Annotated in this window: 18 protein-coding genes; 13 read left to right on the plus strand and 5 right to left on the minus strand. The window is 63.1% G+C overall.

Annotated elements, in window-relative coordinates; all coding sequences use genetic code 11:
- Nucleotide 1 precedes the first annotated feature (1 nt).
- The 13 genes from hisD (at nt 2) to tatC (ending at nt 9,231) form a co-directional block, all read left to right on the plus strand.
- Nucleotides 2–1,327: a histidinol dehydrogenase gene (hisD, locus tag AC07X6_RS14015; RefSeq protein ID WP_230542022.1), complete on the plus strand. Its 1,326-nt coding sequence runs from the start codon at nt 2–4 to the stop codon at nt 1,325–1,327.
- The gene (locus AC07X6_RS14020; RefSeq protein WP_494791361.1) at nt 1,324–2,292 is read left to right on the plus strand and encodes a DNA-methyltransferase; all 969 of its coding nucleotides are present in this window, start codon (nt 1,324–1,326) and stop codon (nt 2,290–2,292) included. Before hisD ends, AC07X6_RS14020 begins: the two co-directional genes overlap by 4 nt.
- A 33-nt stretch (nt 2,293–2,325) precedes the next feature.
- Nucleotides 2,326–3,420, plus strand: a complete 1,095-nt coding sequence (gene hisC / locus AC07X6_RS14025; RefSeq protein WP_494791362.1) for a histidinol-phosphate transaminase — start codon at nt 2,326–2,328, stop codon at nt 3,418–3,420.
- 19 nt (nt 3,421–3,439) lie between these two features.
- Entirely contained in the window at nt 3,440–4,030 is a 591-nt protein-coding gene (hisB, locus tag AC07X6_RS14030) for an imidazoleglycerol-phosphate dehydratase HisB (RefSeq protein ID WP_010402123.1), read from the plus strand.
- Between the two features lie 38 nt (nt 4,031–4,068).
- Complete coding sequence (hisH, locus tag AC07X6_RS14035) at nt 4,069–4,707, plus strand: imidazole glycerol phosphate synthase subunit HisH (protein WP_230542020.1); 639 nt, start codon at nt 4,069–4,071, stop codon at nt 4,705–4,707.
- Between the two features lie 55 nt (nt 4,708–4,762).
- Nucleotides 4,763–5,536, plus strand: a complete 774-nt coding sequence (gene hisA / locus AC07X6_RS14040) for a 1-(5-phosphoribosyl)-5-[(5-phosphoribosylamino)methylideneamino]imidazole-4-carboxamide isomerase (RefSeq protein WP_230542019.1) — start codon at nt 4,763–4,765, stop codon at nt 5,534–5,536.
- A gap of 60 nt (nt 5,537–5,596) precedes the next feature.
- Nucleotides 5,597–6,358 carry an imidazole glycerol phosphate synthase subunit HisF gene (gene hisF, locus AC07X6_RS14045; RefSeq protein ID WP_070290307.1) on the plus strand — a complete coding sequence of 254 codons (762 nt, stop codon included), beginning with the start codon at nt 5,597–5,599 and terminating at the stop codon, nt 6,356–6,358.
- A gap of 26 nt (nt 6,359–6,384) precedes the next feature.
- A complete protein-coding gene (gene hisI / locus AC07X6_RS14050; RefSeq protein ID WP_494791363.1) occupies nt 6,385–6,822 on the plus strand; it encodes a phosphoribosyl-AMP cyclohydrolase in 438 nt (145 codons plus the stop codon).
- Nucleotides 6,819–7,190 (plus strand): phosphoribosyl-ATP diphosphatase, encoded by a 372-nt coding sequence (locus AC07X6_RS14055; RefSeq protein ID WP_034753849.1) that lies wholly within the window; start codon nt 6,819–6,821, stop codon nt 7,188–7,190. Before hisI ends, AC07X6_RS14055 begins: the two co-directional genes overlap by 4 nt.
- 15 nt (nt 7,191–7,205) lie before the next feature.
- Nucleotides 7,206–7,577, plus strand: a complete 372-nt coding sequence (locus AC07X6_RS14060; protein WP_230542017.1) for a histidine triad nucleotide-binding protein — start codon at nt 7,206–7,208, stop codon at nt 7,575–7,577.
- Nucleotides 7,578–7,657: 80 nt separating this feature from the next.
- The gene (gene tatA / locus AC07X6_RS14065) at nt 7,658–7,894 is read left to right on the plus strand and encodes a Sec-independent protein translocase subunit TatA (RefSeq protein WP_230542016.1); all 237 of its coding nucleotides are present in this window, start codon (nt 7,658–7,660) and stop codon (nt 7,892–7,894) included.
- 48 nt (nt 7,895–7,942) lie between these two features.
- Nucleotides 7,943–8,476, plus strand: coding sequence for a Sec-independent protein translocase protein TatB (gene tatB, locus AC07X6_RS14070; RefSeq protein WP_494791364.1), 534 nt, complete (start codon nt 7,943–7,945; stop codon nt 8,474–8,476).
- Complete coding sequence (gene tatC, locus AC07X6_RS14075; protein WP_494791365.1) at nt 8,473–9,231, plus strand: twin-arginine translocase subunit TatC; 759 nt, start codon at nt 8,473–8,475, stop codon at nt 9,229–9,231. Before tatB ends, tatC begins: the two co-directional genes overlap by 4 nt.
- Before the next feature lie 83 nt (nt 9,232–9,314).
- Here the strand turns inward: tatC and AC07X6_RS14080 are convergent, their stop codons facing one another.
- From AC07X6_RS14080 to AC07X6_RS14100, 5 genes are all read right to left on the minus strand, one after another.
- A complete protein-coding gene (locus AC07X6_RS14080; RefSeq protein ID WP_494791366.1) occupies nt 9,315–9,716 on the minus strand; it encodes a hypothetical protein in 402 nt (133 codons plus the stop codon).
- Between the two features lie 171 nt (nt 9,717–9,887).
- Nucleotides 9,888–11,747, minus strand: coding sequence for a DUF885 domain-containing protein (locus AC07X6_RS14085; RefSeq protein WP_494791444.1), 1,860 nt, complete (start codon nt 11,745–11,747; stop codon nt 9,888–9,890).
- A gap of 167 nt (nt 11,748–11,914) precedes the next feature.
- The gene (locus AC07X6_RS14090; RefSeq protein ID WP_494791367.1) at nt 11,915–12,403 is read right to left on the minus strand and encodes a hypothetical protein; all 489 of its coding nucleotides are present in this window, start codon (nt 12,401–12,403) and stop codon (nt 11,915–11,917) included.
- Between the two features lie 52 nt (nt 12,404–12,455).
- Nucleotides 12,456–16,637, minus strand: coding sequence for a DEAD/DEAH box helicase (locus tag AC07X6_RS14095; protein ID WP_494791368.1), 4,182 nt, complete (start codon nt 16,635–16,637; stop codon nt 12,456–12,458).
- A complete protein-coding gene (locus AC07X6_RS14100; RefSeq protein ID WP_494791369.1) occupies nt 16,634–18,577 on the minus strand; it encodes a dipeptidyl-peptidase 5 in 1,944 nt (647 codons plus the stop codon). The genes AC07X6_RS14095 and AC07X6_RS14100 overlap by 4 nt, the downstream gene beginning before the upstream one ends.
- Nucleotides 18,578–18,682: the final 105 nt, after the last annotated feature.

The raw sequence follows: 18,682 nt of genomic DNA on the forward strand, positions 1-18,682 counted from the left end.
TATGCCGATACAGATACGCAAGCTCGATTCAAGCCAGGATGGTTTCCAACAATCGCTCGATACGCTGCTGGCGTTCGAGGCGGGCACCGATGCAGCGATTGAAACGTCGGTCGCAAAAATCCTGGCCGACGTGAAAACGCGCGGCGATGCCGCCGTACTGGAATACACCAACCGTTTCGACCGCATCCCGCATGGCGGCGCGGCGGAAATGGCGGCGTTTGATATTTCGCAAGCCGAACTGCAGGCGGCCCTGAACGGCTTGCCGTCGGCGCAGCGCGAGGCGCTGCAGATCGCCGCCCAGCGCATCCGCGCCTTCCACGAACGCCAGCGCGAGGAATTGCGCGGTTTTAGCTACACCGAGCCCGATGGCACGGTGCTGGGGCAAAAGATCACGCCGCTGGACCGCGTCGGCATCTACGTCCCGGGCGGCAAGGCGGCGTATCCGTCGTCCGTGCTGATGAACGCGATTCCCGCGCACGTGGCGGGCGTGGGCGAAATCACCATGGTGGTGCCGACACCGGACGGCGTGAAAAACCAGATGGTGCTGGCCGCTGCCGCGATCGCCGGCGTGACGCGCGTGATCACCATCGGCGGCGCGCAAGCCGTCGGCGCGCTGGCCTATGGCACGCAGACGATCGCCGCCGTGGATAAAATCGTCGGCCCCGGCAACGCCTATGTGGCCGCCGCCAAGCGCCGCGTATTCGGCATCGTCGGCATCGACATGATCGCGGGGCCTTCCGAAATCCTCGTGCTGTGCGACGGCACGACGGACCCCGACTGGGTTGCGATGGACCTGTTTTCGCAAGCCGAGCACGACGAACTGGCGCAGGCCATTTTGCTGTGCCCCGACGCAGACTACATCGCGAAAGTCGAGGAGAGCATCGCCAGGCTGCTGCCGACGATGCCGCGCCAGGCCACCATCAGCACCTCGCTGGCCGACCGCGGCGCGCTGATCAAGGTGCGCAGCATGGCAGAGGCGTGCGAAATCGCCAACAGCATCGCGGCCGAGCACCTGGAAATCTCGGCGGACAACCCGCAGCAGTGGGCCGAGCAGATCCGCCACGCGGGCGCCATGTTCCTGGGCCGTTTTTCGTCCGAATCGCTGGGCGACTATTGCTGCGGTCCCAATCACGTGCTGCCGACCTCGCGCACGGCACGCTTTTCGTCGCCGCTGGGCGTGTACGACTTCCAGAAGCGCTCGTCCATCATCCACGTCAGCGAAGCGGGCGCGCAAACTCTGGGCCGTGTCGCCGCCACCCTGGCGTATGGCGAAGGCTTGCAGGCGCACGCGCGCAGCGCCGAACTGCGTCTGAAGCCGCAGCCATGACGACGATGGCGGACCAGCCGGACTGGGTCAACCGGGTCTATTGCGAAGATGCGCTGGCAGGCCTGGCGCGCATTCCCGATGGCTCCGTGGACCTGATCCTGACGGACCCGCCGTACAACCTGGGCAAGGATTACGGCAATGCCTCGGACCAGCAGTCGGTGGCCGACTACCTGCGCTGGACGGAACAGTGGATCGATGCGGCGCTGCCCAAGCTGAAAGCCAACGGCAGCCTGTATATCTTCCTCACCTGGCGCTATTCGCCGGAGATCTTCGTCATGCTGAAACAGCGCATGGCGATGATGAATGAAATCATCTGGGATCGCCGCGTGCCGTCCATGGGCGGCAGCGTGCGCAGCTTTTCATCGGTGCACGACACCATCGGCTTCTTCGTCAAGCGCAAGGATTACTACTTCGACCTTGACGCGGTGCGCATCGCCTACGACGCGGCCACCAAGAAAGCCCGTTCGCGCTCGATCTTCATCGGCGCGAAATGGCTGGAAGTGGGCTACAACCCGAAAGACTTGTGGAGCGTGTCGCGCCTGCACAAGGAACACCCGGAACGGGCCGACCACCCGACGCAAAAGCCGCTGGAAATCATCGAGCGCATGCTCAAGGCCTCGTGCCCGCCCGGCGGCGTGGTGCTCGACCTGTTCATGGGCAGCGGCACCACGGCCCTGGCGGCCAAGCGCTGCGGGCGCGATTTCGTCGGCTTCGAACTGAACCCCGACTACTGCGCCATCATCGAACAGCGATTGGCGGCATTGACCCAGGAGCTGGCCGCGCCGGCCGCGCCGCAGCCTGAGAAAAAGGCGCCGGCCAAGCGCCGTGCCGCAGCGACAGGCGCCGCGGCGAAACCCGCCAAGGCGGTGAAAAAGCCGGCGGCGGTCAAAAAACCGGCTGCCGTGAAAAAAGCACCGGCCCGCAAGGCGCGCAGCGCCAGCGTGCCGGAAGACGTCGTCGTTTAGTCTCCCTTTAATTCCATCAGGAGTGTTTGCAGCATGTCTTTCCTCGATCAGTTAATCAGCAACACCGTGCGCGCCGATGTGCGCGCCGTCAAAAGCTACCAGGTCGCCGATGCCAGCGGTTACATCAAGCTCGATGCGATGGAAAACCCGTATCCGCTGCCGCAGCAGCTGCGCGAGGAACTGGGCGCGCGCCTGGCCGGCGTGGCGCTGAACCGCTATCCGCCGTCGTACGCCAGCCTGCAGCAAGCCATTTGCGCCAATCTGGGCGTGCCCGCCGGCTTTGACGTCATGCTGGGCAACGGCTCCGATGAGCTCATTTCCATCCTGGCCATGGCGTGCGCCCGCCAGGAGCCGGGCCAGCGCGCCGTGCTGCTGGCGCCCGTGCCGGCCTTCGTCATGTATGCCCGTTCGGCGCAGTTTGCCGGCATGGATTTCGTCGGCGTGCCGTTGAATCCGGACTTCAGCCTGGACATGCCGGCCATGCTGGCGGCCATCGAAGCGCACCGCCCGGCGCTGGTCTTCCTCGCGTACCCGAACAACCCGACGGGCAACCTGTTTGCCACTGCCGACATCGAACGCATCCTCGCCGCCCTCGGCGACACGGGCATCGCCGTCGTCGACGAAGCGTATGAGCCGTTCGCGCAGCACAGTTTCATGGGCCGCCTGCCTGAATATGAAAACCTGGTGGTGATGCGCACCGTGTCGAAGCTGGGCCTGGCGGGCATCCGCCTCGGCTACATGTCGGCCGCGCCGGCCCTGCTGGCGCAATTCGAGAAAGTGCGCCCGCCGTATAACGTGAATGTGCTGACGCAGGCGGCGGCCGAATTCGCGCTCGAGCACCTCGACGTGCTCAACGCGCAGGCGGACTTGCTCAACAGCGCGCGCGATGCGCTGGCTCGACGCCTGGCAGAGCTGCCCGGCGTGACCGTGTTCCCTTCGAAGGCAAATTTTCTTCTGATTCGTGTGGCAGATTCCGACGATGTTTGCGCAAAACTGCTTGCCCGCAGGGTTTTAATTAAAAATATGAGTAAAATGCATGCTGCGCTGGCCAATTGCCTGCGCATCAGCGTCAGCACCCCGGAAGAAAATTCCCTTTTTTACGATGCCTTCAAGGCATCCCTCGTTTAGCCTATCGCCAGAGCCTCCCATGAACCGCACCGCAGAAATCACGCGCAACACCAATGAGACGCAAGTTCGCGTCGCCCTCAACCTGGACGGCACGGGCCAGCAAAAGCTGAATACCGGCGTGCCCTTCCTCGACCATATGCTGGACCAGATCGCCCGCCACGGCTTGATCGACCTGGATATCGAAGCGACGGGCGACGTGCATATCGACAACCACCATACGGTGGAAGACGTGGGCATCACCCTGGGCATGGCCGTGGCCAAGGCCATCGGCGACAAGAAGGGCATCCGCCGCTACGGCCACGCCTACGTGCCGCTGGACGAGGCGCTGTCGCGCGTGGTGCTCGATTTCTCGGGCCGCCCTGGCATCGAATACCACATCCCGTTTACGCGCGCCATGATCGCCGGCTTCGACGTCGACCTGACCCTGGAATTTTTCCGCGGCTTCGTCAACCATGCGGGCGTGACATTGCATATCGACAACTTGCGCGGCACGAATGCCCACCACCAGTGCGAAACCGTGTTCAAGGCCTTTGGCCGCGCGCTGCGCATGGCTGCCGAGCTCGACGAGCGCGCGGCCGGCATCATTCCATCGACCAAGGGCAGCCTGTGAGCGCCGCTCTCGCTATATTGTAGATTCCGGGATCAAACATGAATAAAATTGTGGTGGTGGATTACGGCATGGGCAATTTGCGCTCGGTGGCGCAGGCGCTGCGTGCCGTGGCGCCGGAAGCCGACGTGCGCATTTCCGGTGTCGCTGCCGACATCGACAGCGCCGACCGCATCGTCTTGCCGGGCCAGGGCGCCATGCCCGACTGCATGCGCAGCCTGCGCGAATCGGGCGTGTTGGAGGCGCTGCTGCGCGCCGCCGACAGCAAGCCCGTGCTGGGCGTGTGCATCGGCGAGCAAATGCTGTTCGACGGCAGCGAAGAGGGCGATGCGGCCGGTTTGGGCTTGCTTCCAGGCAAAGTCGTGCGCTTCCAGCTCGACGGCCAGGTACAGGAAGACGGCTCGCGCTTCAAGGTGCCGCAAATGGGCTGGAACCAAGTGCGGCAAACGGCGTCCCATGTCATGTGGGATGGCATTGCCGACAACGCCTATTTTTACTTTGTGCACAGCTATTTTGCTCAACCTCAAGAAGCGGCGCACACGGTGGGCGAGACTATCTATGGCGCGCCGTTCGCTTGCGCCGTCGCCCGTGATAATATTTTCGCGACACAGTTTCACCCTGAAAAAAGTGCTGCCGCTGGCTTGCAGCTGTACAAGAACTTCGTTCACTGGCAACCTTAACGTTGGCTCTCCGGCTTTTTTTCCGCCTCTCACTCACTTTTAAATCACACTGACCATGCTGCTTATTCCCGCCATCGACCTGAAAGACGGTCACTGCGTACGCCTGAAACAAGGCGATATGGAACTTGCCACCGTATTTTCCGAAGACCCGGCCGAGATGGCCCGCCATTGGCTGATGCAAGGCGCGCGCCGGCTGCACCTGGTCGACTTGAACGGCGCCTTTGCCGGCAAGCCAAAGAATGAAGGCGCCGTGAAAGCCATCCTGAAGGCGGTGCAGGATTTCGCCGTGGAAAACGACATCGAGGAAATCCCCGTGCAGCTGGGCGGCGGCATCCGCGACCTCGACACCATCGAGCGCTACCTGGACGCCGGCATCACCTACATCATCATCGGCACGGCGGCCGTGAAAAGCCCCGGCTTCCTGCACGATGCCTGCGGCGCCTTCCCGGGCCACATCATCGTCGGCCTCGATGCCAAGGATGGCAAAGTGGCAACGGATGGCTGGAGCAAGATGTCGGGCCACGAAGTGATCGACCTGGCGAAAAAATTCGAAGCCTACGGCGTCGAGTCGATCATCTACACGGACATCGGCCGCGACGGCATGATGGGCGGCATCAATATCGACGCCACCGTCAAGCTGGCGCAAGCCGTCAAGATCCCCGTCATCGCCTCGGGCGGCCTGCACAATATCGGTGACGTGGAAGCGCTGTGCGCGGTCCAGGCCGAAGGCATCGAAGGCGTGATCTGCGGCCGTTCCATCTATGAAGGCACGATCGACCTGGCGCAGGCGCAGGAACGCGCCGACGAACTGACCGACGCCGCCGTTTAAGCCTGCCCGGCCGGGGCGCGCCTGCGCGTGTCCTGGCCTGGCGACAATCTGGAACCCATCATGCTTGCAAAACGTATCATCCCCTGCCTCGACGTGACGAATGGCCGCGTCGTCAAAGGCGTCAATTTCACGGAATTGCGCGACGCGGGCGACCCCGTGGAAATTGCCCGCCGTTATGACGAGCAGGGCGCCGATGAAATCACTTTCCTCGATATTACCGCCTCGAGCGACAACCGCGGTTTGATCTTCGACATCATCGAAGCCGTGGCATCGCAAGTATTCATTCCGCTGACCGTGGGCGGCGGCGTGCGCGTGGTGGAAGATGTGCGCCGCCTGCTCAACGCGGGCGCCGACAAGGTCAGCATCAACACGTCGGCCGTGACGAACCCGCAGCTGGTGTTTGAGGCATCGCAAAAGCACGGCTCGCAATGCATCGTCGTCGCCATCGACGCCAAGCAGGTGTCGCCCGGCAAGTGGGAAGTGTTTACCCATGGCGGGCGCACTGCCACGGGCCTGGACGCATTCGAGTGGGCGCGTAAAATGGAAAGCCTGGGCGCCGGAGAAATCTTGCTCACCAGCATGGACCGCGACGGCACCAAGGTGGGCTTCGACCTGGGCCTGACGCGCGGCGTGTCCGATGCCGTCAGCATCCCCGTCATCGCCTCGGGCGGCGTGGGCGGCTTGCAAGACCTGGTCGATGGCATCAAGGTGGGGCGCGCGGATGCCGTGCTGGCCGCCAGCATCTTCCACTATGGCCAGCACACGGTGCAGGAAGCCAAGCAGTTCATGGCGCAGCAGGGCATTCCCATGCGCCTGGCGTAAAGTACATACAAGCAGGATAGAAGAACATGCAAAACGGAACCATCGTAGCAAGCAATGCCAAGTGGCTGAAAAAGGTCAAATGGGACGAGCACGGCCTGGTGCCCGTGATCGCGCAGGAAGCGGGCAGCAATGACGTGCTGATGTTCGCCTGGATGAACCGCGACGCGCTGGCGCGCACGGTGGAGCTGGGCGAAGCCGTGTACTGGAGCCGTTCGCGCAAGAAACTGTGGCACAAGGGCGAAGAGTCGGGCCACACGCAAAAGGTGCTGGAAATCCGCCTCGATTGCGACGAAGACGTGGTCTTGCTGAAAATCGTGCAAGCCGGCGGCATCGCCTGCCATACGGGCCGCCACTCGTGCTTCTTCCAGAAGTTCGAAGGCGACGAAAAAACGGGCGAATGGCAAGTCACCGACCCCGTCCTGAAAGACCCTGAGGCGATTTACGCGGAAAGCAAGAGCAAATGAGCGAAACGTTAAAACGCCTGGCCGCCGTGATTGAATCGCGCAAGCTGGCCAATGGCGGCGACCCCGCCACCTCGTATGTCGCGCGCCTGTTCGCCAAGGGCGATGATGCGATTCTGAAAAAAATCGGCGAGGAAGCGACGGAAACCGTGATGGCCGCCAAGGATGCGCGGCGCGACAACGACCCGTCGAAAGTGCTGTACGAGTGCGCCGACCTGTGGTTTCACAGCCTGGTGATGCTGGCGCAGTTCGACCTGACGCCGCAGCAGGTGCTCGACGAGCTGGCGCGCCGCGAAGGCTTGTCCGGCCTGGAAGAAAAGGCGGCGCGCAAGGATGAATTGCGCGACGCTGGCGAAACAGACAAACACTGACCTACTGGAGCGTGCGTGGATAACTGTATTTTTTGCAAGATTGCTGCGAAACAAATTCCTTCTTCCATCGTGTATGAAGACGACGACTTGCTGGCCTTCAAGGACATCAACCCGGCCGCCCCCGTGCACCTGCTGCTGATCCCGAAGCGCCATGTGGCCAGCCTGTCCGACTGCGACGACAGCCATACGGAAATACTGGGCAAGCTGCTGCGCCTGGCGCCGAAACTCGCTGCCGAGTTCGGCTGCGCCGTCAGCTATGACGCCGATGGGGTGCCGTCCGGCGGCTTCAAGACCATGATCAACAGCGGCCCGAACGGCGGGCAAGAGGTGTATCACCTGCACATGCATGTGTACGGCGGTCCCCGTCCCTGGCGCGGCCAGCACTGATTTCGCCGTGCGCCGGGTTCGCGTGTATACTACCGGCATTGGTTGACGCTATTCGGGCACCGTCCCGCAAGGAGAATGTGATGGGTTCATTGAGTATTTGGCACTGGGTGATCGTTCTGGTTATCGTGATGCTGGTCTTCGGCACCAAGAAACTGGGCAATATCGGCGGTGATATCGGCAAGGCCGTCAAAGGCTTCAAGGATGGCGTCAAGGGCGACGATGACGCCCCGGCAGCCAGCACCCCTCCTGCTGCGCCATCGCAAGTGGCCGACAAAAGCACCATCGACGTCGAAACGAAAGAGAAAAGCAAGTCCTGATAGCGTGGCGGGGCCCTTGCCTCGTCCGGTAACAGCCCTTGTCCGCTTATGATCGATCTCGGTCTCTCTAAAATCGCCATCATCGGCGTGGTTGCGTTGATAGTCATCGGTCCTGAAAAGTTGCCGAAGGTGGCGCGCATGGCCGGCACCCTGTATGGCCGCGCGCAACGCTATCTGAACCAGGTGAAATCCGAAGTTTCGCGCGAAATCGAAATGGAAGAGCTGAAAAACCTGCAGAAGGAAGTGCAGGAGGCAGCCCATTCCGTCAAGCAAAGCGTGGAGAAATCCATGCATGGCGTGGAAAACTCGATCTCCGGCAACCTGGCCGAGGTGGAAAACGCCTGGCGCGGTGATTCCAGTGCATATGATGGGCATCACGATGCCCATGAAGCCATGCTGCGCGCCACCAACGATGACCTGGCCCGCAAGGCGCGCGAATTTCGCCGCAAGAAGCTGGTGCGCAATTCCGCCGTTCCTGGCTGGTACAAGCAGCGCCATGGCGGCAAGCAGCACGTGCAGTCGGCGGCCGCCCGCGTGGCGCGTTTCCGTCCGCGCGCCAGTTCCTCCTCCTTTTACTCATGAGTAGCAAATCCCCCGTGGAAGAAACTTTTATCTCGCATCTGGTCGAGCTGCGCAACCGCCTCGTCAAGGCCTCGATCGGCATTGCCGTGGTGTGCGCGTTGCTGTTCTGGTGGCCTGGCCCGGATAAAGTCTACGACATCATCGCCCAGCCGATGCTCAGTTCGCTGACCGGAAAAGATTCAAAAATGATTGCCACCGGCGTCATTTCGCCGTTCCTGATACCGATGAAGGTGACCCTGCTGGTGGCCTTTGTCTTCTCCTTGCCCTGGGTGCTGTACCAGCTGTGGGCGTTTATCGCACCAGGCCTGTACGCGCATGAAAAACGCCTGATCGCGCCACTGGTGATTTCCTCCTCATTATTGTTCATGAGTGGAGTTGCCTTCTGTTATTTCTTTGTCTTTGGCAGGGTATTTCACTTCATCAACCAGTTCTCGCCCGACTCCATCACCCTCATGCCCGATATCGAAAATTACCTCGATTTCGTCATGTCGATGTGCCTGGCCTTCGGCGCCACGTTTGAGGTGCCCGTGGTGGTAGTGATCCTCGTGCGCATGGGACTGGTTTCCATCGCGAAACTCAAGGAAGTGCGTCCCTACATCATCGTCGGCGCCTTCGTGATTGCCGCCATCGTCACGCCGCCGGACGTCGTCAGCCAGTTCTCGCTGGCCATCCCGATGTGCCTGCTGTTCGAGCTGGGCTTGCTGGTGGCGCCCATCTTCGTCAAGGCCACGCAGGCGCCGGAAGAAGCGTCCTAGACGTAAGCAAGACGCACAGGCAAAAGCCGCTGAGCTCCCCCGGGAGCAGCGGCTTTTTTGTTGCTAGGAAAGTTAGTGTGCGCTTACTGCAGCATCAGTTTACTGAGGATGCCCAGGTTGAGCAGGATCAAAGTACTCATCATCCAGTACACGTGTTTCATGTCTGCGCCATGGCGCAAGTCCAGGCGTTCCAGGCGGGCGTCGAATTTGTGCTCCAGGGCGTCTATTTTGGTGTCGAGCCTGAGTTCCAGCGCATCGATCTTCACCGCCAGGGCGCCCACCTTGGTATCGACCTGTTGCGACACCAGCTTGATTTCCCCCAGTACATTGCGCTCCAGCGCCGCCAGTTCGCCATGCACGACGACGGCCGAGCCCAGCACTTCGCCCAGCGCCATCGCATGGGCCTCCGCCTGCTGTGTGGGCACGCCGGCCGAGGCGAGGCGTTTGGCGTAATCGAGGGTGTCGAACTGGATGGGCATATGCATGGACGCTCCTATATCCAGCCTAGCAGGAAAATCGGCAATTGCCAGTGAGGAGTGCGGTGGCGCCTGCCTTCCCATGAGCTTAATGGATCGGCACGCCGGTGGTTTGCGGTAGCGCAAACGCATGCAAAAAGGGCGCCGCGGCGCCCTTTGCAAGCTGACGGTGAACGTCGCTTAATTCATCAATTCCTTGATGACTTTCACGGGGGCGCTGCCGTAGCTGAGGAATTGCTCGTGGAAATCCTTCAGCACGAATTTGTTGCCCAGCGCCTGCTTGCGCTGTTCGCGCAAGTCCATGATTTCGCTGTAGCCGCTGAAATAGCTGGTCAGCTGAACCGAGCTCAACTGCACGCGGCGCCATTTTTCCGTGGCTTCGCGCTTGGTCTGGAAAGCCTGGCGCGTCAGCAGGTCGAGCGCTTGCGCTTCCGTCATGCCCAGCACGTGCACGCTGTAGTCAAGGATGGTATTGGTGACGCTGCGCAAGTTCCACTTCGAATACATCAGCCACATTTCCGGCGCGTTGTTGCCATAACCCGATTCGAGCATCATGCGCTCGCCGTACACGGCCCAGCCCTCGATCATGGCGCCGTTGCCGAAGATGGACTTGACCAGCGACGGCGACTTGTTGGCGTACACGAGCTGTGTGTAATGGCCGGGGATGGCTTCGTGGATATTTAGAATCTGCAAGATCCAGTGGTTGTATTCGCGCAAGCTGCTTTCCGCCTGTTCCGGCGTTTCGCCGTCGAGCGGCGTCACGTTGTAATACGTGCGGTCTTGCGGGCGGTAGGGGCCGGGCGCCTCGATGCTGGCGCCGGCCACGCCGCGCTGGTAGGCGGGCGTTTCACGCACGACCAGGGGCTTTTTCGGGTCCATGGTCAGCAGGTTGTGGCTGGTCACCCATTCCTGCAATTCCGGGATCTGGCGGCGGATTTCCGGCACGAAATTGGCGGGCGCCACGTGGTTGCTCGACAGCTTGTCGATCACCATGCCGATCTTTGCCGTGCGGTCCGCCGGCTTGGCCGTGTTGCCCATGGTTTTGCTCCACAGCTCGTCGGACAGGCTGTCCATGTGCTCAAGCAGCTTTTCGCGCGCGGCCAGGGCTTTCTGGTACATCTGCTCGGCGCTGACGCTGGCCTGGATATCGTAGGCGAATTTCTGTTCATATAAATCCTTGCCGATGCGGAAGGAGCGCGCATTGCCGTTCTGCGCCAGCGCGGCATCCTGCTCCGTCAGCCAGGCCGCATAGCCTTGCACGGCCGTGCGGGCGGCGGCGATGCGGGCGTTGTACAGCTGCTTTTCCACTGGCGTCAGGATGGAGCTCTGTGCCGTCTTGTTCAGGTCATCGAGCACGCTGAGCACGCCGGCGCTCTGGGCGATGGCCAGCTGCGTGTGTTCGCGCGTGGGGTTGACGATGCTGGCGCGGGCGGCCGCGTAGTATTGCGGCACGCTGGCGATGCGCTTGAGCAAGGTGCGCAGGCGCTGCGGCTGCGAGGCGTACTCCGTGTTCAGGATGAAATCGATGGAGCCGGCCACGTTGTACTGGGCGGGGTTCCATTCGAATTCGCGGAAGGTGGTCAGATACCAGCGGTCCGATTGCAGCTTGTTCGTCAGCAAGGCCAGGTCGGTGCGTTGCTTGTCCGACATTTTGCTCGCATTCAGCTTGCCGAACTTGCCCAGCCATTCCTCGATGAAGGCCAGCTGTTTCTGGCGGCTGGCCGCATCGGGAATGCTCAGGTTGGCGGCGCCATCATACTTGCCGACGGAAATCGCGCTTTCCGGGTCCAGGCGCCACAGGGCCGTGAGGAACTGGCCGCTGAGGTTATTCATGGAGCGGTCGCTGCTGTTCTCGCTGGCGACGGCGGCGACCGTGGCTGCCGTGGCCGCCGTGACGACGGCCGCCTTTTTTGCGACGGTTTTTTTCTTGCTGCTGCTGGTGCCGGCCTTGCCGCTTTTTTGCGGTTTCTTGGCGGCGCTGGCCGGCGTCAGGGTAAATGCCATCATCAATGCGGCGAGCGCAATTTTGTTTCTTGTCAGCATAGTTAATCTCTTGAATATCTGGCTGTTTGTTAAAATCACTAAATAATAAACTGATAATGTAAGTAACAAACAACTATTGAAAGGTTGGCCTTGCTTGCCTGGGCAGCCCAAAGATTAGCATTAATTGCCGCGCTTGCGCAGTTTTTTGCCGCCCGTCCGCCGGGCTAGACGACGATGGCGCTGCCGCGCAGCATGTCCTGGTGGCGCGCATTCAGCTCCGCCACGGCATCCTTGCCGCGCGCCATGCCGGTGGCGTGGATTTCCGTTTCTTGCGTGTAGCGCTGGCTGACGCGCACTGTGTAGGACTGGAACAGCCAGCTCCAGAAGTTCGTTTCATAGACGGCTTCATCCATGTCGCGCCATTTGACGCCCGTGAGTTTCTTTTTCCACGGCAAGATGCCGGATGCCAGCCACACGCCTGCCTCGTCGTAGTACAGCTGATAGCTGCGGATGGTCAGCAGGCGGTAGCCGACGATCAGGGCCGAGCCGAGCAGCACCACGAAGGCGGCTCGCGTGTTGTACTTGAAGGCCAGCGGCAGGGCGGCAAAGAACAGCAGCACGGCGATGAGGAAGGTGCTGACATAAGCCGTCCAGGATTTGCCGCACAAAAAGGTGGCGCGCTGGCCGGCGCTGGTGGCGATGAAGTCGGTCATGAGCAAGGAGGGCAAAGAAACAGGAATAATCGCATGGAACGGGACTCGCTGTTCATTTTTTCAAGCCCTCCTGCAGCATGCCCAGCATGTCACTGGCCGACATGCGCGCGGCCGCGTCGCTGCCTTCCAGCAGACTGTCGGCCAGGTCGCGCTTGTGCTGGTGCAATTCGACGATGCCTTCCTCGATCGTGTGTTTCGCCACCAGCCGGTAAATGGTGACGGGGCGCAATTGCCCCATGCGGTGGGCGCGGTCCGAGGCCTGGTCTTCCACGGCCGGGTTCCACCACGGGTCCATGTGGATCACGTAATCGGCCGCCGTCAGGTTGATGCCCATGCCGCCCGCCTTCAGGCTGATCAGGAAGACATCGCCCTCTCCCGCCTGGAAGGCGTCGACCCGGCGCTTGCGCTCCTGCATGGGCGTGCTGCCATCGAGATACTGGTAGCTGACGCCATGCTGCTCCAGGTGCTTGCGGATGAGTGTTAAATGGTCGACGAACTGGCTGAAGACGAGCACCTTGTGGCGGTTTTCCAGCAAGCCCGACAGCAGTTCGGCGAAGGCCGCCAGCTTGCTGCTGGCCAAGCCCAGCTCGGGCGCCACCAACTGCGGATTGCAGCAGGCGCGGCGCAGTTTCATGATTTCCGCCAGGATCTGGATGGCTTTTTTCGATGCCGGCCCTTCCACCATGGCCAGCTTTTCCAGCGCTTCGCGGCGCAGGGATTCGTACAGCGCCGTTTCCTGCGGCGACAGTTCCACCTCCAGCACGATTTCCGTGCGCGAAGGCAATTCCGACAGCACTTGCGTCTTCGTCCGGCGCAGGATGAACGGCGCGATCAGGCGGCGCAGCCGCAGGCGCGCGCCGGCCGCCGCCCGTTTATCTTGATCTTTCTCAATGGGGCCGGCAAAGCGCAAATTAAACTGGTCGAGGGTGCCCAGCAAACCCGGGTTGATGAAGCGGAACAGATTCCACAATTCGCCCAGGTGGTTTTCCAGCGGCGTACCGCTGGCCACCATGCGGAAATCGCCTTGCAAGGCCATCACGGCTTGCGAGCGCTTGGTGGCGCCATTCTTGATCGCCTGCGCTTCGTCGAGCACGATCGTATGCCAGCGCACGCCGGCAAACATGGTGGCTTCCTGCTGCAGCAAGCCATAGCTGGCCACCACCACGTCGAACGGCTGCAAGGTGTCGAGCATGTCGGCGCGGTCGCCGCTGCCGAACAGTTTGATGTTCAACGTCGGCGCGAAGCGCTGCGCCTCGCTGATCCAGTTCATGCACACGGAGGTGGGCGCGACGACGAGGGTGGGACCGTTCGGCGCGCGCGCCAGGATCAGGGCCAGCGCCTGCAAGGTCTTGCCGAGTCCCATGTCGTCGGCCAGGCAGGCGCCCACGCCCCAGTGCGCCAATCGTGCCAGCCATTCGTAGCCGGCCAGCTGGTAGTCGCGCAGGTCGGCCTGCAAGGTGCTGGGCAGCTGCGGCTGATAGTCGTCGAGGGCGCGCAGGCGCAGCAAGTGTTCGCGCCACAATTTGTCGGCCTTGACGCCGCCCGCATCGTTGGCGAGCTCTTCCAGCGCAAACGCGGCCAGCGGGTGGATGTGCACGCCATCGGCATGCGCTTCGCCATACGCGGCCAGCTCGGACAGGCGGCGGTGCAGCTCGTCGCTGAGCGCGAGGAACTGGTTATCGCCCAGGGCCACGAAGCGGCTTTTATTGTTCTGCATCAAATCGAGCAGGGCGCGCAAATCCATCACCTTGTCTTCGTCGATCTGCACTTCGCCGCTGGCGGCAAACCAGTCTTTTTCGCTCTTGATATTCAGGCGCATCTGGCCGCTGTCGATGCGTTTTGATACGCGCATGGTTTCGCCTTCCGGCCACGCCAATACCATGCCGGCGGGATCGAGCGCCTGCAGCTCCACCAGCAGTTGCAAGCCCAGCGCAGGCTGGCCCAGCAGCCACTCGCCATGCTCTTCTTCCGCCTCTTCCAGCACCAGGCATTTTCCAATGAGCTGGCGCTGCGCTTCGCGTTCCGCGTTCAGGTCGCGCCGCGCTTGCACGGCCCGGCCCGCCACATCGGCAAACACGCTTTCGGCGCCGCTGCCCGGCGCGTAATAGGCGCCGTTGTCGAGCAGCGGCCGGACCAGAATCTGCATCTTCAAACCCTGCTGGTAGGGCAGCAGGTGCACGTGCAGGCGGTGGTCGGCCGTGATCGCTTCCGCGTCGCCCGCGCCGCCTCCGATGTCCGATTGCACGGTGACCATGGACGAGATGGCGCCGATGGCCTGCATCACCTGTTTTTCCGCATGCAGCGGCACGGACAGGCCCAGGCCCACGATGGCGCCGATGCGCCGGTGCTCGTCGAGGATGTGCACCACGCGCAGGCGCGTCGGCGTCTCCCTCTGCACCACCACGTTGCCGCCGTTGTCGGGCAAGGGCGGCTGCATGCCCAGCCACAGCTGCCCCTCGTGCGACTTGATCAGGAGCTCGGGCGCGCCGGCGATCAGTTCCACGCGCGTCTCGGGCGCATCCAGCCAGAAGACGAGCGGGTGGCCCACCAGCAGCACGGCGGCCTTGTCCAGCTCGACTTCATAGCGCGGCGCCGACGAATAGTACTGCTTGAACGGCGCGATGCTGCCCGCCGCGCGGGCGTCCTGCGGCGTGAGGAAATCGATGTCGCCCGCCTCTTCGGCCAGGCGTTTGAGGCCCATGGCGCGGCCCTTGCTCCAGCCGCCCCGAGCATCGCGCTTCTGCTCGCGCACTTCCACGGCCGTCAAGCCGAAGCGCGGGTCGAACGCCACCAGCCACACGAGGCGCGAGACGCCGCCCAGCGCTTCGGCGGGCGCGTTCTGCTGCAGGTTGATCAGCGCGCTCAGCTGGCGCTGCCACGCTTCCTGGCGCTCGAACCACGGCGCCATGTCCGTCAAGCCATGCTGCGCCCGTTTTGAGGTGGCATAGCGCTCCTGCTGCGGCTCGCCCAGCAAGCCCAGCAATCCGGCCGCCTGTGCGGCGATCAGGTCGTAGCCGGCCGCGTCCGCTTGCTGCACCAGCGATCGCAACTGGTCTTTGCGTTCGCTCAATTGCGGCAGCGCCAGCCAGTAGTACAACAAGGCCTGGAACAGCTGCGCCTGCAGTGCCGTTTCCCAGTTGCGCGTAGGGATGCTTTCCGCCTGCTGCACGCCGGCGCGCACCAGGCGCAAGGTATTCAATTGCTGGTAGACGATGCTGTCGTGATTCGGCTGCGCGTGCAGGGCGATATCGAGATAGGTTTCCGCGCTCTTCAGCAGCTTGGCGTCGTTGCCGCGCAGCAGGGCCAGCACGTACAGGTGGCCGCCGATGCCCGTAAAGCACAGCTTGCGCTTGCCTGTTTCCTTGCGCAAGCCCTTCAAGGCCGTTTCGAAGCCCGCCACGGCGTGCGCATGTTCGCCGCGCAAGAGGGCGATGCTGCTGTCGACAAACAGCGCCTGCGGCCCCTGCTGGCCCGCCAGGTAGCGCGCGGCCGTGTCGAGTTCGCCGCACAGCAGCGCGTCCTCGGCCAGGGCCAGCGGCAGGGCGGCGCCGATGTGGTCGCCGGCGGCCGTCTGGCGCGCATGATGGGCGCGCGCGTACGCGCGGATGGCGTGCGCCGTGGCCGGCTCGCGCGGGGCGTTGCCCAGCAGCACGGCGAGGATGTCATCCTGCAGTTGCGGCATGACGAAAGACAACATTTCCGGCTCGAACGGGCGGCCGAAGATCTCGATCAGCGGATGCAGCTGCTGCGCTTCATAGCAGGCCATGCAGGCGGCCAGGATGGCGGCCACCTGGCGCACTTCGTCATTGCGCAACAGGGCGATGCGCAGGCGCGCCACGCCCTGGCGGTAGCTGCGCAATTCCACATAGCCATCCCAGTTGCGGCGCACGGGGTTGATCAGCTCGATGGCCTGGCACAGGTCGCGGAACACCAGGTGCTCGATGGCGGCGCGCATGGCGGGCCAGCGCAGCCTGGCTTCGCAGGCATAGCCCCGTCCCACCACCTCGCTGGCCAGCGCCAGACGCGTCAGCCGTTGCAGCATGTTGGTCACTACCAACAGGGAAAACGGCGTGCCGTCCGGCTCGACGACGTTGGCGCGCTGCAAGTGTTCGTACACGGCATGCTTGCCCACCGGTTCGCCCGCGATGGCCAGCAAGGCCAGGATCATCTGTTCGTGCTGTTCCAGGGCGGCGAATTCGTCCAGCAAGCGCTGGTCTGCATGCGGATCGGTCATGCGGGCAAGTTGGCGATATGCACGGGCGGTTCGCCGGCCGCCACAGGCAGGCCGAATACGCGCTGGTAGAAATACAGTTCCGCGTCCAGCGTGCGCACGATGTTTTCCGCCTTGCGGAAGCCGTGTCCCTCGCCTTCGAGCGGCACGTAGGCGACGGGCACGCCGCGCGCCTGCAGGGCGTCGACCATCAGCTGCGACTGCTGCGGCGGCACGACCTTGTCATCGAGGCCCTGGAAGAAGATCATCGGGCGCGACAATTTATCCGTGTGGTGGATGGGCGAGCGCTCAAGGTACAGCGCCTCGGCTTGCGGCTGCGGGGCGATCAGGTAATCGGTGTAGCGCGATTCGAACTTGTGCGAATCGTCGTCCAGGCCCTTCAGGTCGGACACGCCATAGTAGCTGGCGCCGGCCTTGAAGACGTCGTGGAACGTCAATGCGCACAGGGTCGTCAGGCCGCCCGCGCTGCCGCCGCGCACGATCAGGCGCTCGGGGTCGGCCAGGCCGTTGGCGGCCAGGTAGCGGGCGCCAGCGATGCAGTCTTCCACGTCGACGATGCCCCATTGTCCGCGCAGCGCGTCGCGGTATTCGCGGCCGAAGCCGCTGCTGCCGCCGTAATTGACGTCAAGCACGCCGATGCCGCGGCTGGTCCAGTACTGCGTCGCCAGCTTTAATGTATTGCTGGCCATGCTGGTGGGGCCGCCATGGCTGATGACGATGACGGGCGGCAAGGTTCCCGCGGGCGCCTGCACGTCGCCATTGGTGGGCGCATAAAAGAAGGCGTGCGCCGTGCGGCCATTGCTGCTGGTAAAACTCAAGCTGCGCGGCACGGACAGGTAGTCGAGCGCGGGCAAGGCCGTGATCGACTGCGCCAGCACTTCCAGCTCATGGTTAGCCAAATCGATGCGCGCCAGTTCCAGCGCGATGGTGGGGCTGCCGCCGAGCAGCGCGACGAAGCCGGGGCCCACGCGCAGTTCGCGGATTTCCTGGTACGGGTGGGGAATCGGTTCCAGCTTGGCCGCCGCCACGCTCAGCTGCGCCAGGTAGCTGACGCCGGCCTGGATGTACGTGCAGACGATCTCGTCGTCGGACAGGAAACCGTACATGCTGCCGCCGAAAGTCCAGTGCGGCGTGGCAAATTCCGCTTCCATCGGGCACAGCGCCTCGATATCGGCGCCATGCAGGCGGTACAAATTCCACCAGCCGCTGCTGTCGGAAACGAAGTGCAGCAAGCCGTTCGGCGACCATTCCGGCTGGCAAATCGATTCGCGCGCGCCGCCGGCGATCAGGCGCGGAGAGCCCAGCGTGCCGTCCGCGTGCACGTCGGCCAGCCACAGTTCCGTGCCTTGCCACGGCAGGCGCGGGTGGTCCCAGCTGATCCAGGCCAGCTGGCTGCCGTCCGGCGACAGGCGCGGCGCCGCATAAAAATCGTGGCCCCGTGCCAGCACCGTTTCGCGCCCGTCGAAGCCGACGGCCGCCAGGCAGTTTTCCGGCTGCGCGTGGCCTTGCTCCGGGTGTTGTTCGCGCACGGCGATCAGGCGGGCACGGGCCGCATCGACGACGAAGTCCGCGTGGCGCGTGTTGCCGCCCGTGGTGAAGGCTTCGGGCGCGCCGTCGCCGCTCACGCGGTACAGGCAATTGTCGGCGAAATGCGAGAAATACACGCTATCGCCGGCCACGGCATAGGCGCCGCCGCCGTATTCATGCACGCGGCTGCGCACATTGAACGGTGCCGGCGTCAGTTCATCGACACGCGCGCCGCGCTGGCGCAGCAGGGTGTTGCGGCCCGCCTCGCTGGCGCGTCCGGCCAGCCAGTACACATCGCTGCCATCCGCGCCGCCCAGGGCCAGCTGCGTCAGCGGCGAGGCGCCGGCGGCGACGAGGGCCGCGCTGATCGGCGATGGCCAGATGCCATAAGGGGTGCTGGATGCGGTCGAGGTCATGCGGGCTCCGTGTCGTGGTGGAAAGAGGGGGCCTCCAGGCGGCGTCAGGCAGCGCGGCGGCGTTCATCATCATAATGGAAGGGCAGGCACAACGAAAGTCATCGC

Source organism: Janthinobacterium sp. GW460-12-1-14-LB5 (genome assembly GCF_059423585.1).

Coding starts and splice junctions, on each gene's coding strand:
- tatB (WP_494791364.1), top strand. CDS start 7,943: ATGATCGATCTCGGTCTCTCTAAAATCGCCATCATCGGCGTGGTTGCG.
- AC07X6_RS14020 (WP_494791361.1), top strand. CDS start 1,324: ATGACGACGATGGCGGACCAGCCGGACTGGGTCAACCGGGTCTATTGC.
- AC07X6_RS14080 (WP_494791366.1), bottom strand. CDS start 9,716: ATGCATATGCCCATCCAGTTCGACACCCTCGATTACGCCAAACGCCTC.
- hisA (WP_230542019.1), top strand. CDS start 4,763: ATGCTGCTTATTCCCGCCATCGACCTGAAAGACGGTCACTGCGTACGC.
- hisC (WP_494791362.1), top strand. CDS start 2,326: ATGTCTTTCCTCGATCAGTTAATCAGCAACACCGTGCGCGCCGATGTG.
- hisB (WP_010402123.1), top strand. CDS start 3,440: ATGAACCGCACCGCAGAAATCACGCGCAACACCAATGAGACGCAAGTT.
- hisH (WP_230542020.1), top strand. CDS start 4,069: ATGAATAAAATTGTGGTGGTGGATTACGGCATGGGCAATTTGCGCTCG.
- tatC (WP_494791365.1), top strand. CDS start 8,473: ATGAGTAGCAAATCCCCCGTGGAAGAAACTTTTATCTCGCATCTGGTC.
- AC07X6_RS14100 (WP_494791369.1), bottom strand. CDS start 18,577: ATGACCTCGACCGCATCCAGCACCCCTTATGGCATCTGGCCATCGCCG.
- hisF (WP_070290307.1), top strand. CDS start 5,597: ATGCTTGCAAAACGTATCATCCCCTGCCTCGACGTGACGAATGGCCGC.
- AC07X6_RS14095 (WP_494791368.1), bottom strand. CDS start 16,637: ATGACCGATCCGCATGCAGACCAGCGCTTGCTGGACGAATTCGCCGCC.
- AC07X6_RS14090 (WP_494791367.1), bottom strand. CDS start 12,403: ATGACCGACTTCATCGCCACCAGCGCCGGCCAGCGCGCCACCTTTTTG.
- tatA (WP_230542016.1), top strand. CDS start 7,658: ATGGGTTCATTGAGTATTTGGCACTGGGTGATCGTTCTGGTTATCGTG.
- hisI (WP_494791363.1), top strand. CDS start 6,385: ATGCAAAACGGAACCATCGTAGCAAGCAATGCCAAGTGGCTGAAAAAG.
- hisD (WP_230542022.1), top strand. CDS start 2: ATGCCGATACAGATACGCAAGCTCGATTCAAGCCAGGATGGTTTCCAA.
- AC07X6_RS14055 (WP_034753849.1), top strand. CDS start 6,819: ATGAGCGAAACGTTAAAACGCCTGGCCGCCGTGATTGAATCGCGCAAG.